Below are 13490 nucleotides of genomic sequence, written 5' to 3' on the forward strand. Positions count from 1 at the left end.
GTCCAACGGCCCGCTTTCGGCCCGGGCGGTCCGGGCCGGGCGGTCCGGGCTGTCCGGCCGTGCTCGGCGGTGTGGCGGCGCTGCCGGGCCCGTCGGGCCTGTCGGGCCCGCGCCTGCCGTCAGGCGGCGGGTCCGACGGGCGCAGGCCCGGCAGGCGTGGCCCGTCAGGCGTGCGGCACGACGGCGATCGGGGCGTGGGCGTGCTGGAGGACGGCGTGCGCCACCCGGCCGAGCCGCAGGCCGATGTCGTGCGGGCGCCGGCGCCGTCCGACCACCACGAGGTCGGCCGCCTCCGAGGCCTCGACCAGCGAGCGGGCCGCGCCGAGCCGGACCTGCTCGACCAGGACCGTGTCGGGGTACCGGTCACGCCACTCGTCCAGCGCCAGGCTGAGCGTCTTCGCCTCCAGCGCCTGGAGGTTGGCCATCTCGGTCTGCGGCGGGATCCAGCCCGCGTACGCGAACACCGGCGGCATCTCCCAGCCGTGCACCACGCGCAGCCGGGCACCCCGCAGGGCGGCCTCCCGGAAGGCGAAGGCGAGCACGTCCTCGCTCGGGGCGTGGGCGTCGACGCCGACGACCACCTCGGGGGCGGTGCCGGCCTGCTCGCCGGTCCCGGCCTCCTCCCCTGTGCGGGCGCCGGTCGCCGGGGCGGGCCGGACCACCACCACGGGCGCGGCGCAGCGGGCGGCGGCCGCCATGCTCACCGAGCCGACCAGCAGGCCGGTGAAGCCGCCCAGGCCGCGCGAGCCGAGGACCAGCAGACCGGCGTCCTCGGCGGCGGACACCAGCCCGTCCACGGCGGCGTCGAGCACCACGTCGGTCTGGACGGGGAGGCCGGGGTGGCTGCGGCGCACCTCGTCGGCGGTGGCGGCGAGCATCCGCTGGGCGACGGCGGGCAGGTCGTCGGCGTCGGCGAAGGCGGCCCGGCCGTCGGTCAGCCAGGGCCAGGCGTGCACCAGACGCAGCGGGGCGTCCCGGCGCAGTGCTTCGCCGGCGGCCCACTGGGCGGCGGCGGTGCTCTCCGGCGAGCCGTCGACTCCGGCCAGGACGGGTGGCGTCATGAGGGTTCCTCTCACTGGGCGGGGCGGCGCGGGGTGGCGCGGCGGCGGTACCGGGCGGGGCACCCTGACGTGTCGTCCGGTACCACCACCCTGACGGCCCGGCGGGGTGCGCGGCAGAGGCCGCTGGGCCCTCGGGGCAGGGCCGGAGGTCCCGTCCGGGGAGGGAGCCGGGAAGGGTCCGCGGCGGCCGTCGGGTGCGTACATGACGGACCCGGCGTTCCGTGCCACTGTGGGCGGGCACTAACGTGAATCCGACAATCTTCCTGGTCGGGCGACCGGGGACCGAACCGGACGTACCGGTACAGAGCGACGAGGAGGACGCCGGTGGGCGGCGCGGACGGGACGCGAACGGACGTCGGCGGGGCAGCCGCCATGGACGGCGCGTCCGCGGGAGGCGGCACCCCCACCGACAGCGGGCCCGGCGGTGCCGCGCCCGCTGGGGGTGCGCCCGGCCACGGTGCGCCCCCCGGGGGCGGTTCGGCGCGGATGCCACAGCTGCGCCTGGACGAGCTGCTGGAGGAGCTCCAGTGGCGGATCGACGCGGCGCGCGGCACCCGGGACCGGGTGCACAGCCTGCTGGAGGCGGTGCTGGCGGTCGGGCGCGAGCTGGACCTCTCGCAGGCCCTGCACCGGATCGTCGAGGCCGCCGCCGACCTGGTGGACGCCCGGTACGCGGCACTCGGCGTGATCGGCGCCGACGGGCACACCCTCTCGCAGTTCCTGACGGTCGGTCTGACCAAGGAGGAGACCGACGCGATCGGGCCGCTGCCGTCCGGGCAGGGCATCCTGGGCGAGCTGATCCGCCATCCGCAGCCGCTGCGCTGCCCGGTGCTGTCCGAGCACCCCGCCTCGGTCGGCTTCCCGGCGCGCCACCCGCCGATGCACACCTTCCTCGGGGTGCCGGTGCGGGTGCGCGGCGAGGTGTTCGGCAACCTGTACCTCACCGACAAGCGCGGCGGCCTGGACTTCGACGCCGACGACGAGGCGGTCATCGCGACCCTGGCGGTCGCGGCCGGGGTGGCCATCGACAACGCCCGGCTGTACGAGGAGGCGCAGCGCCAGCAGCGCTGGCTGCGGGCGAGCGCCGAGATCACCCGCAGTCTGCTGTCGGGCGCGCACCGGCTGGAGGTCGTGGAGCTGATCGCGCGCCGGGCGCGGGAGATCGCGGGCGCGGAGCTGGCGGACGTCTCGGTGGCGCTGGCGGGCCCGGACGAGCGGGCGAGCGAGCTGACCGTCGAGGTGGCGCTGGGCGGCGAGCCGACCGCCCGGCTCGGGGTGACGGTGCCGGTGGACGGCACGCTCTCCGGCGCGGCGTACGTGTCCGGCTCGCCGGTGACCAGTGGCGAGCTGGAGTGCGACGCGCGGTTCACGGCCGGGCCGCCCGGGCGGTTCGACGGGCTGGGCCCGGCGGTCGCGGTGCCGCTGGGCACCGGGACGGGCTACGGGCGGGGCGTGCTGCTGCTGGCCCGGGAGGCCGGGCGGCCGCCGTTCAGCGCGGAGGAGACCGGCCCGCTGCTGGGCTTCGCCGACCAGGCGGCGCTCGCCCTGGAGCTCGCCGAACGGCGGCGCGACGCCGAGCAGTTGACGCTGCTGGAGGACCGCGACCGGATCGCCCGGGACCTGCACGACCTGGCCATCCAGCGGCTCTTCGCGACCGGCATGACGCTGCAGAGCGCGGGCCGGCTGATCGAGAGCCCGACCGCGGCCGACCGGGTCAGCCGGGCGGTCGCGGACCTGGACGAGACGATCAAGATCATCCGCTCGACGATCTTCGGGCTGCGCGCCCACAACGAGCCCGACCGGGGGCTGCGGGCCCGCGCCACCCGGGCCGTGGGCGAGGCGCAGGCGACGCTGGGGTTCGCTCCCCGGCTCAGCATGGAGGGCCTGCTCGACACGGACGTGCCGCAGGAACTCGCCGAACACCTGATGGCCGTCCTCGGCGAGGCCCTCAGCAACGCGGCGCGGCATGCGCGGGCGAGCCGGGTGGAGGTCGCGCTGCGGGCGCTCGGCGGCCGGGTGACGCTCACGGTCACGGACGACGGCGTGGGCGTGCCGGAGGGCGGGCGGCGCAGCGGCCTGCGGAACCTCGCCGAGCGGGCGGAGCGCGCGGGCGGCAGCTTCGAGCTCCAGGCGGCGGAGGGCGGCGGTACCCGGGTGGTGTGGGAGGCACCGCTGGGGGCCTGAGGCGGGCGGGTGCGAGCCGCGGGTGCGCGCGGCTCGCGACGGTCCGGTGGGCGCGGGGGGCCCGGGCGGACAAGAGCGGGCTGACAGAATTCGAAATCTGTTATCCGTTAGTTGTTAGTTGTTATCTGTCAGCTGTCAGCCGCCGCCCGACGACCAGCTCCGCCCCGATGCGGATCTGCACCCGATGCGCGTCCGCACGGCGGGCCGCCCCGGCCGGCTCCACCTGGGCCCGGCCGAGGACGGTGACGCACCAGCCGGTGCCGTCCACGCCGTCCACCTCGTCGGCCTCGAACGCGATCACCGCGCCGTCCACCGCGCGGACCAGTTCCGAGCCGGCCCGCGCCGACAGCAGCACACCTCCGCGCGCGTCCAGCCGGAAGCGCACCGGCAGCACGGCCGGGAGGGCGCCGACGGTGTAGACGACCCGGCCCACCTCCGTACCGGCCAGCAGTTCCATCGCCCGAGCCTCGTCGAGGTCCCGGACGCCGAGCGGCCACGGCTGCACGTCCGGTTCCACCTGCGGGGACGACGCTGCGAGATCGGGGTTCATGCCAGCGATGGTCACTCGCCGGGCCGGGCCGGGGGGAGGGCCGATGGTCCTGTGAACCGTCCCGACCGGCCCCGATCCGCCGGGACGCCCGCCCCCGGTCGGCCCCGCCACCGTCCCCGACACGGCGGCGGGGCCGATGGGGACACGGAAACGGGCAGGTCCTCACCGGCGGATTCACCGGTGAGGACCTGCCCGCCGCGGACCCCGGTCCGCGTGCACGGCCGACGGGGCGGCGCGCTCCCCCGGGTCAGCCCCGGAGGCCCCCGTAGGAGCGCTGGTGCGCCGGCTGCGGGGCGGCGGCCGGCTGGCGCAGTTCGGTGGCGATCAGCGCCGCCTGGACCCGCCGCTCCACGCCGAGCTTGGCCAGCAGGCGGGAGACGTGGTTCTTCACCGTCTTCTCGGCGAGGTAGAGCCGCTCGCCGATCTGCCGGTTGGTCAGGCCCTCGCCGATCAGCGCCAGCACCTCCTGCTCGCGCACGGTCAGCTCCGGCCCGCCGGTGGTCGCCTGCTCCGGTTCGGCGTCACTGCGCAGGCGGTTGAGCAGGCGGGTCGCCGCGCCGGGGTCGAGCATCGAGCGGCCGGAGGCGACGGTACGCACGGCGGCGACCAGGTCGGTGCCGCTGATCTGCTTCAGGACGTACCCGGCGGCGCCCGCCATCACGGCGTCGAGCAGCGCCTCCTCGTCGTCGAAGGAGGTCAGCATCAGACAGGCCAGATCGGGCATCCGGGAGCGCAGTTCACGGCAGACGGCCACACCGTCGCTGTCGCCGCCGAGGCGGACGTCGAGGACGGCCACGTCCGGGCGGAGCGCGGGGACGCGGACGAGGGCCTGCTCGGCGGTGGCGGCCTCGCCGACCACCTCGAGGTCCGGCTCGCAGTCCAGCAGGTCGTGGACTCCCCGGCGTACCACCTCGTGGTCGTCCAGCAGGAACACCCTGACCGGTGCCGGCGTCTCGGTACCGGTCGTCTCGCTCGCCATGTCGCGGCTCCACCTTCCTCGCGCCCGGCACACTGCTTCGGGACTACGGCATCATCGCCGATCGACGCGCGGCGGCCCAGGGCCCAACGGCCCCATTCGCCGGGGCCTCGGACCTGGTTCCGGCTGCGGCCGCGGCCGGGGTCAGTGCCGGTACCGGCGCACGTTGCCGAGGCCGATCAGGAGGAAGGCGGTGGAGACCGCCACCGCGCTGCCGGCCGCGGCGGCGACACGGGGGGCGAACGAGCCACCCCCGGCCATCAGGATGGAGACCGCGCCGAGCGAGGAGATCGCCAGGCCGACGAGCAGCCAGCCCAGCAAGGTCAGGGCGGCCGGGCGCGGGGACTTCGGCGCGGGCCCGGCGTCGAGCATCGCCCAGCGCAGTCCGTCCTCGTGCCGCTCGACCCGGCGGTACCAGAGGGCCCGGACGCGCAGGATGACGCCGGCGACGAGGCCGGCGAGGGCGACCTGCGCGGCGGGCTGCCAGTCGGGGACGACCAGCAGCAGTCCGTCGGCGAGCGCCATGCCCGCCCACCAGACGATGCAGGCCGCGGCGGCGGTGCGGGCCGACCGGGGGCGGTCGTCGCCCGCCTGGAGGTCGGAGATGGCGGGCAGGTACCAGACGCAGCCGGACGCCGTGATCGCGGCCGTGCCGATGGCCAGGACGGTGTGGGACATGCCTTTCGCTCCTCAGCCGAGGGGTTCGGCGCCGCCTGCTCGGGGCGGGCCGGTGATGGGGGACCTGGGCCGGGGTGTCCGCCAGGTCGAGGAGGAGCCGTCCCCGCCCGCCCGGGGGCATCGAAACGGGCGGGGACGGCGTCAGGGGGCGGCGCGGGGCCGCCGTGCCGGGTCGGCCGGCGCGGTGATGGACAACAGATAACAGATGACAGACGTTGAAATCTGTTATCCGTCATCCGTTGGCTGTCAGCCGTCCAGCTTCTTCGGCGCCCGGCGCAGCTCCGGGTTGTCGTAGTTGGCCGGGGTCACGCCGACCAGGTGCTTGGCCGGCTCGCCGTTGTTGTCCAGGAAGTCGCGGGCGGCGATCTCCGGGTGGTGCAGGTCGAAGGCCGGGGACTCGGAGCGGATCCGCGGAAGGGTGACGAAGTTGTGCCGCGGCGGCGGGCAGGAGGTGGCCCACTCCAGCGAGCGGCCGTAGCCCCACGGGTCGTCCGCGGTGACCTTCTCGCCGTACTTGGCGGTCTTCCAGACGTTGTAGAGGAACGGCAGGATCGACAGGCCGAGCAGGAACGAGCCGATGGTGGACACCGTGTTGAGCACGGTGAACCCGTCCGCCGCGAGGTAGTCGGCGTAACGGCGCGGCATGCCCTCGGCGCCCAGCCAGTGCTGCACCAGGAAGGTGGAGTGGAAGCCGATGGTCAGCGTCCAGAAGGTGATCTTGCCGAGGCGCTCGTCCAGCATCTTGCCGGTCATCTTCGGCCACCAGAAGTGGAAGCCGGCGAACATCGCGTACACCACGGTGCCGAACAGCGTGTAGTGGAAGTGGGCGACGACGAAGTACGAGTCCGAGACGTGGAAGTCGATCGGCGGGGCCGCCAGCAGAACGCCCGTCAGACCGCCGAAGAGGAAGGTGACCAGGAAGCCGACCGTCCAGAGCATCGGCGTCTCGAAACTGAGTGAGCCCTTCCACATGGTGCCGACCCAGTTGAAGAACTTCACCCCGGTGGGCACCGCGATCAGGAAGGTCATGAAGGAGAAGAAGGGCAGCAACACCTGCCCGGTGACGTACATGTGGTGCGCCCAGACCGTCACCGAGAGGCCGGCGATGGCGACGGTGGCGGCGATCAGGCCGGCGTAGCCGAACATCGGCTTGCGGGAGAAGACCGGGATGACCTCGGAGACGATCCCGAAGAACGGCAGCGCCAGGATGTAGACCTCCGGATGGCCGAAGAACCAGAACAGGTGCTGCCAGAGCATCGCCCCGCCGTTGGCCGGGTCGAAGACGTGCGAGCCGAACTTGCGGTCGCACTCCAGCGCGAGCAGCGCCGCCGCCAGCACCGGGAAGACCATGAGCACCAGGACGGAGGTCAGCAGCACGTTCCAGCAGAAGATGGACATCCGGAACATGGTCAGGCCCGGGGCGCGCATGCAGATGATCGTGGTGATGAAGTTGACCGCGCCGAGGATGCTGCCGAAGCCGGAGAGCGTGACGCCCATGATCCACATGTCGGCGCCGACGCCCGGCGAGTGGATGGCGTCGGAGAGCGGCGCGTAGAGGAACCAGCCGAAGTCGGCGGCGCCCTGCGGGGTCGCGAAGCCGGCCGCGGCGATCAGCGAGCCGAACATGAAGAGCCAGTAGGCCAGCATGTTCAGCCGCGGGAAGGCGACGTCCGGGGCGCCGATCTGCAGCGGCATGATCCAGTTGGCGAAGCCCGTGAACAGCGGCATGGCGAACAGCAGCAGCATCACCGAACCGTGCATGGTGAAGGCCTGGTTGAACTGCTCGTTGGAGAGGATCTGCGTCCCCGGCCGGGCGAGCTCGGCGCGCATGACCAGCGCGAGAATGCCGCCGATCAGAAAGAACCCGAACGACGACACCAGGTACATGGAGCCGATCGTCTTGTGGTCGGTGGTCGTCAGCAGCCTGACCACGGACGAGCCGGGCCTTCTGACCCGGACTCCCCCCGGCCTGGCGGCGGACGGCGGCAGCGCGCTGTCGCCCTTTGCCTCGATGGCGCTCAAGGACGCACTCCTTCGAAACTTCTGCGGATGGATGGCGATCCATGATCAGAACTCGACGGCCTTGCGCCCTAGGGCCGTTGGGCCCAGCCGACCGGGGCCGGTGGGCCTGCGTTCGGGACCCCGACCAGGGCCCTCCGCCAGGCGCGCGCCGGAGCCCCCGCCGGGCGGCCGCGGTCGGCTCCGGACATGCCGAAGCACCGGTGCGCACCGGGGAGTCGGGCTCTCCCCCGGGTGCGCACCGGTGCGCTCCGGAACCGGTCAAAGCCCTACCGGGCTCCCGCCGCGCGCTACGAGGCGGCGGCGCCCGCGGTGAGCCGGTAGCCGGTCACCAGGTCGGGCTGGATGGCCACGGTGTGGTCCATGGAGGCATTCACCCATGGCCGCAGCAGCGCGCGGTAGCGGGCGAGTTGACCGGGATCGGTGACCGCGCGGGCGAAGCCGGTGACGACCACGCTCCACCCGAGGTGGGTCACCGGGTCGATGGCGTCGGCCTCGTACGCCACCACGACACCGGCCGCCTCCGCGCCGAGCGTCGCCGTGGTGAGCGCCGCACCGTCGTGGGTGCGGATGACGATCGCGTCGTCCACGAGCAGGTGGTTGACCGGGCGGATGGCCGGCAGGGCACGCGCGGTGAACACGATCCGGCCCAGCGGCACACTCCCCAACAGCCGTATCGCCTCCGCCCGTTCGATGGGCACGAGGTGGCGCGGCGGGGCCTCGCCGACCGGCGGGAACGACCGGGCGGGTGGCCGGCCGCCGGAGCGGCGCAGCGCCCGGAGCCGGCGGCGGACGACCTCGTCGTTCACGAGGCGGCCGCGATCAGGCCCAGCCGGCCGTCGAAGCGCCGGTACAGGACGCGGCCGCGCCGGGTGCCCGGCTGGGCGAAGAACAGGAAGGGCAGATCGGCCGCGGCGAGCCGGTCGACGGCCTCCGGCTCGGTCAACTCGGGTGCGCCGCAGGGGCTGAGGGTGAGCGGGACGCTCGACCGGCTGGGCGGCCCGGCGGCCGCGGTGCGGGCGAGCCGGTAGCCGGTGGGCCCGACCCGGTAGACGACGGCATCGGTCTCGGTGGCCGGATCGGTGAACAGGTGGATGTCGAAGTCCATCGCGTCCATGGTCCGGGCCGCCGCGTCGGGTGAACACCACACCAGGCCCGCCTGCTTGCGCCGGACGATGTCCTGCACCCCGGCGGCGTAGGGGATTTCGGCGCGCGGGTGGTCGCCCGGTCCGCCCGCCGAAACGGGTACGAGCAGCCGTTCGGCGCGCGGTGCGGCGCCCTGCGCGGGGACGGTGGCCAGCAGCCCCCTTCCGCGCACCCGGCGGGGCCAGGGCCTGGGCGTCCAGCCCGAGGTCACGGCGGCGATCCGGCCGCGCAGCCCGTCGGCCAGCCGGTCCAGGGCCTCGCCGAGGTCGGCGGCGGCCTCCTGGACGCGGATCCGCCGGCCGTCGACCTCGGCGTTGACCTGCGCCAGCACGGTCGCCGCGCCGACCAGTCCGACCCGTACCCGCAGTGCCTCGACGAGGGCGTCCGCGCCGCACACCACGGCCGCGACCCGGGCCTTGGCGTCGATCGCGAAGTTCCGCGATATTCCCTCACACACCTGCACCGTGACCAGTTCGCCCATGTCAGGCCTCTCCCGTTCCGCCACGCCGTTCCACGTACTGCCACGCCCGTTCCACGTACTGCCGAATCCGTTTCGCGCACCACCGGGCCCGTTCCGCACGGGGCGCTCCCCGTACCGGGTACGGCCCCGCCGGTCACGGCGGCCCCCGGCCGGCCCGCATACCCACGCGGCGATCACCCTCCCGCCACCGCGCGGTGCCCACAAGGGCCGAACGGCCCCATCAGGGCCGTTGAACCGTCCCGTCACCGCCCTGTCGTCATCCCGTCACCGCCCCGCCGCCCGCCGTCCATGTCCCTGCCACGACCCGTCCCCGACCCACCACCGAGCCGCCACCGACCGGCCGCAGCCGGGCCATCCCGCCCGACCCGGGCGTCCGGCCCCGGATCATGCGGGCCGAACGTCACAAAGATGGGGGCCGGTCCCCCATGCCCCGGTGGCCACGCCGGGGCAAGGATCAGCACCGGGGGGCAGCGTCTTCGACGGCAGCGCGCCCCCTCCCGGCATCGGAGGTGCGGTGGTGGCTGAGGTGAACGCCGTGCGCAGAGCGCGCCTCGACGGGGGCGGCGTACCGGTTCAGGGCCCGGTCGCACCGGTGGCCACCGCAGCCGTTCCGACCCCGCACACTCCGATGCCCGGCGAGCCCCCGGTCCACGGCCTCCAGACGCGCGGCCTCCAGGCACCCCACCTCCCGGTGCGCGAACTCCCCGCGCGTGAGCTCCCGGCCCGCGCGCTGCCGGTTCGGCGCCGGACCGGCCGCGCCACCCGGTCGCCCTGGTGGCAGCGCGGGCTGACGCCTGCTCAGCCGGTCCCCGGGACCCGTCCCGACTGGGCCGCGTTCACCGAGGCCGCCGTCGCCGCCGCACCCGTGCGGCCCATCGTGCCGAGGGTCGGGTACCCGGGCCTCAGCGGCTTCGCCCTCGTCCTCGCGCCCTTCGCCGAGCGCGCCCTGGTCCGGCTGCTCGCCGCGCTCCCCCGCGACGTCCGGGCCGGGGACCACCTCGACCTGCCCGCCCTCCGCGCGGGTTTCACCGCCCGGCTCACCGGGCGGCTCAGCCGGATCGCCGCCCGCACGCTGGTGCTGGAGCTGAACGTGGCCCGGGTGAGCGGCCGGCTCAGCGGCGGCACCCCGCAGGAGCGGTTCCGCTCCTTCCTGGCGCTCACCGCCCGCCGCGAGGGGCTCGCCGCCCTGCTGCGCGAGTACCCGGTACTGGCCCGGCTGCTCGCCCAGACCTGCCTGGACACCGCCGACGCGCACGCCGAACTGCTCCTCCACTTCGCCGCCGACCGGCCGCTGCTGGTCTCCGGACTCCTGCGCGGCACCGACCCCGGGCCGTTGGTGGCCCTGGAGTCCGAGGCAGGCGACCGCCACCGGCGCGGCCGTACGGTCGCGGTGCTGCACTTCGCCAACGGCACCGCCGTCGTCCACCGCCCCCGGCCCCCGGCCGCGCACCGGCACTTCAACGGCCTGCTCGGCTGGTACAACGCGCAGCCGGGGGTGCCCCGGCTGCGCGCGCTCGCCGTGCTCGACCGGGTCGGCTACGGCTGGACGGAGTACGCCGAGGCGCGGCCCTGCCACACCGGGTACGAGGTCGAGCGGTTCTACCGGCGGCAGGGCGCGCTGCTGGCCCTGCTGCACGTCCTGGACGGCACCGACCTGCACTTCGAGAACCTGGTCGCCTGCGGGGACCAGCCGGTGCTGGTGGACGTGGAGACGCTGTTCCACCCGTCGGCCCCGGCCGGCCCCGGGGAGGATCCGGCGGCCCGGGCGCTCCAGGGCTCCGTCCACCGGGTGGGGCTGCTACCGCAGTTGCTGCTGGGCGACGACGGCGCGGTGGACGTCTCCGGGATCGGCGGCGGCAGCGGCGGCCGGCCGGCCTCGTCCCCGGTGGAAGGCGTGGACTGGGCGGGCGCGGGCACCGACGAGATGCGGCTGGTGCGGCGCGCCCGCCCGTTCGGCGAGGCCCGCAACCGGCCGCGGCTGGGCGGCGCGCCCGTCGATCCGGCCGGGTACACCGAGGAGCTGGTGGCCGGCTTCCGGGCCGGCTACGCGGCGCTCGCCGCCGGCCGCGACCAACTCGTCGGGCCGGAGGGCCTGTTGAACGCCTTCGCGGGGGACGAGGTGCGGGTCGTACCGCGGGCCACCCGGGTCTACGCGCGGCTGCTGGACGAGTCCACCCACCCGGACGTCCTGCGCGACGCCGCCGCCCGGAGCGCCGTCCTGGAACTGCTGCGGACGGACGCGGTGGGCGACCCGGGCCGCCCCGGGCTGGCCGACCACGAGCTCACCGACCTGTGGGCCGGTGACGTCCCGCTGTTCACCACCCGTCCCGGCAGCCGCGACCTGTGGACCGCCACCGGGCTCCGGCTCCCCGGCGAGCTGGGCGAGCCCGGGCTGGCGCGCGCCGAGGCGAAACTCGCCGCGCTGGGCGGCGTGGACCGCAAGGACCAGGAGTGGATCATCCGCGCGGCCATGGCGGGCGCCGCCGGCACCCCCGCGCACCGGCCCGGGCGGCCGGTGCCCGAGAACGTCTGGGCCACCGCGCCCGAGCCCGAGCAACTCCTCACGGCCGCACGGGGGGTGGGCGACCAGCTGGTCGCCCTCGCCTACCGGGGCCGGTCCCGCACCAACTGGCTCGGCCTGGAGCTGCTCGCCGAGCGGTACTGGCGGGTCCGGCCGCTCGGCGCCGACCTGGCCGGCGGGTACACCGGCACGGCGCTGTTCCTGGCCCAACTCGCCGAGCTCACCGGCTCCGACCGCTACGCCGAGGTGGCCCGCCGGGCGCTGGCCCCCCTCCCCGCCCTGCTGGAGACCCTCGGCGGGCACCCCGACGGGCCGGCCGCCGTCGGCTCGGGCGCGTTCGCCGGGCTCGGCGGCATCGCCTACGCGCTCACCGAGATCGCCCGCACCCTGGACGACCCGCTGATCCGGCAGTGGACCGGCCCCGCGGTGGCGCTCACCGCGGCCGCCGCCGAGCGCGAGACCGACACCGGCGTGCACAGCGGCACGGCCGGCGGGCTGGCGGCGATGCTCGCCGTCCACTCCGCCACCGGCCGGTCCGAGGCGCTCCGGGCCGCCGCCCTGTGCGCGGAGCGGCTCACCGCCGCACCGGCACCCGCCGCCACCGGCTTCGCCCACGGCTCGGCGGGCGTCGGCTGGGCGCTGCTGCGGTTCGCCGAGGCCGCCGCGGAGCCCGCCGGCGGGCCGTACCACCACGCGGGCCTGGCCGCCCTGCGCGCCGCCACCGCCCTCCGGTCCCGGGAGGGTTCCTGGTGCCGCGGCCGGCCCGGCACCGCGCTCGCCGTCACCGACAGCCCGGCCGCCCTGGCCGACCAGGGGCTCGCCGACTGGGCGCAGCGTGCCGTCCGGAACACCGCGCGCGCCGCGCCGCTGCCCGACCACAGCCTCTGCCACGGCGAGTTGGGCGTGCTGGAGCTGCTCGGCCGCGGCGGGCCGCCGTCCGGGCGGACGCCCTGGGTACGGCGGGCGGGCGCGCTGCTGGCCGGGGTGGACCAGGACGGGCCGCGGTGCGGCACCCCGGAGTTCGTCCCGCATCCGGGTCTGCTCACCGGGCTGGCCGGGATCGGGCACGGACTGCTGCGGCTCGGCTTCCCCGAGCGGGTGCCGCCGGCCCTGCTGCTCCGCCCCCGGGCGCCCGCACCGGCCCGCCCGGCCCCGTGACCGCCCGCCGCCCCGGCACCCCGGCCCCGCGGCCGCCCCGGCCACCGGCCCTCGTGACCACCCCTGCCACTCGACCGACACCGGCCCGCGGGCCGCACTGACCGCTCCACCGTTCACCGTTCGGTACGGCTCGGTACGACCCAGCGGCACTCGGCAGGACTCGGTACGGCCGGGTGCCGCCGAGCACGAGTCCGTACGAGCGGGCCGGCGCGGCGGGCGAGCACCCTCGCCCGGGTACCGGGGCCTGCTCCGGTACCACCCCCTGGAAACCACTCACTTCAACGACGAATGGGAGTAGAGGAACGCATGAACGACAGCGACTTGGTGCTGAGCTGGAAGCGGCCGGAGGGCCGGCCGGACGAGGCCGTCGACCACCCCGCGGGTGACATCCGGCTGCGGGCGGGCGGCGGGCTGGGCCTGCGCTCCCAGCTGCTGGCCGGGGGCGGGGGCGCGGTGCCGCCGGTCTTCGAGTTCCCGACCATGACCGTACCGATCTGACCTGCGCCGACGAGGGCACCCGACGACGTCGCCGGCACCGCGGGGACTCCCCGCGACGCCCACCGGGCGGTCCGCCCGCGACGACGCGGCCGGCCGTCCGCCACCGGGGACCGGGCAGCGCCCCGGTGGCGGAGCGGACCGGGGCGCCCCTGATGCGGGCGCACGGTAATCGACCTGTGACGACCGTGTGCCCGCGCAGTGGCCGGTTCAATACCCTA

Annotated in this window: 10 protein-coding genes; 3 read left to right on the forward strand and 7 right to left on the reverse strand. The window is 75.6% G+C overall.

Annotated elements, in window-relative coordinates:
* Positions 1-164: 164 nt before the first annotated feature.
* On the reverse strand, positions 165-1061 hold the full coding sequence (locus ACIO5D_RS30845; RefSeq protein WP_363609911.1) for a universal stress protein: 897 nt from the start codon (positions 1059-1061) through the stop codon (positions 165-167).
* Positions 1062-1547: 486 nt separating this feature from the next.
* On the opposite strand from ACIO5D_RS30845, the gene ACIO5D_RS30850 reads away from it, so the two are divergent.
* A complete protein-coding gene (locus tag ACIO5D_RS30850; RefSeq protein ID WP_400655390.1) occupies positions 1548-3245 on the forward strand; it encodes a GAF domain-containing protein in 1698 nt (565 codons plus the stop codon).
* A 121-nt stretch (positions 3246-3366) separates the two neighbouring features.
* Here the strand turns inward: ACIO5D_RS30850 and ACIO5D_RS30855 are convergent, their stop codons facing one another.
* The 6 genes from ACIO5D_RS30855 to ACIO5D_RS30880 all read right to left on the reverse strand — a co-directional run bounded on the left by ACIO5D_RS30855 (position 3367) and on the right by ACIO5D_RS30880 (position 9095).
* Positions 3367-3795: a pyridoxamine 5'-phosphate oxidase family protein gene (locus tag ACIO5D_RS30855; RefSeq protein ID WP_400655387.1), complete on the reverse strand. Its 429-nt coding sequence runs from the start codon at positions 3793-3795 to the stop codon at positions 3367-3369.
* 247 nt (positions 3796-4042) lie between these two features.
* The gene (locus ACIO5D_RS30860) at positions 4043-4774 is read right to left on the reverse strand and encodes a response regulator transcription factor (protein WP_363609905.1); all 732 of its coding nucleotides are present in this window, start codon (positions 4772-4774) and stop codon (positions 4043-4045) included.
* A 141-nt stretch (positions 4775-4915) separates the two neighbouring features.
* The gene (locus ACIO5D_RS30865; protein WP_400799214.1) at positions 4916-5449 is read right to left on the reverse strand and encodes a hypothetical protein; all 534 of its coding nucleotides are present in this window, start codon (positions 5447-5449) and stop codon (positions 4916-4918) included.
* A 246-nt stretch (positions 5450-5695) separates the two neighbouring features.
* Entirely contained in the window at positions 5696-7438 is a 1743-nt protein-coding gene (gene ctaD, locus ACIO5D_RS30870) for a cytochrome c oxidase subunit I (RefSeq protein ID WP_400799302.1), read from the reverse strand.
* Positions 7439-7758: 320 nt separating this feature from the next.
* Complete coding sequence (locus ACIO5D_RS30875; protein WP_400799305.1) at positions 7759-8169, reverse strand: pyridoxamine 5'-phosphate oxidase family protein; 411 nt, start codon at positions 8167-8169, stop codon at positions 7759-7761.
* A gap of 104 nt (positions 8170-8273) precedes the next feature.
* Positions 8274-9095 carry a sigma 54 modulation/S30EA ribosomal C-terminal domain-containing protein gene (locus ACIO5D_RS30880; protein WP_400799217.1) on the reverse strand — a complete coding sequence of 274 codons (822 nt, stop codon included), beginning with the start codon at positions 9093-9095 and terminating at the stop codon, positions 8274-8276.
* Between the two features lie 535 nt (positions 9096-9630).
* On the opposite strand from ACIO5D_RS30880, the gene ACIO5D_RS30885 reads away from it, so the two are divergent.
* Both ACIO5D_RS30885 and ACIO5D_RS30890 read left to right on the forward strand, forming a co-directional pair.
* A complete protein-coding gene (locus ACIO5D_RS30885) occupies positions 9631-12774 on the forward strand; it encodes a type 2 lanthipeptide synthetase LanM family protein (protein ID WP_400799220.1) in 3144 nt (1047 codons plus the stop codon).
* A 306-nt stretch (positions 12775-13080) separates the two neighbouring features.
* Positions 13081-13272, forward strand: a complete 192-nt coding sequence (locus tag ACIO5D_RS30890) for a hypothetical protein (protein WP_400655376.1) — start codon at positions 13081-13083, stop codon at positions 13270-13272.
* Positions 13273-13490: the final 218 nt, after the last annotated feature.

Source organism: Kitasatospora sp. NPDC087315 (genome assembly GCF_044744345.1).
Taxonomy (GTDB): Bacteria; Actinomycetota; Actinomycetes; order Streptomycetales; family Streptomycetaceae; genus Kitasatospora.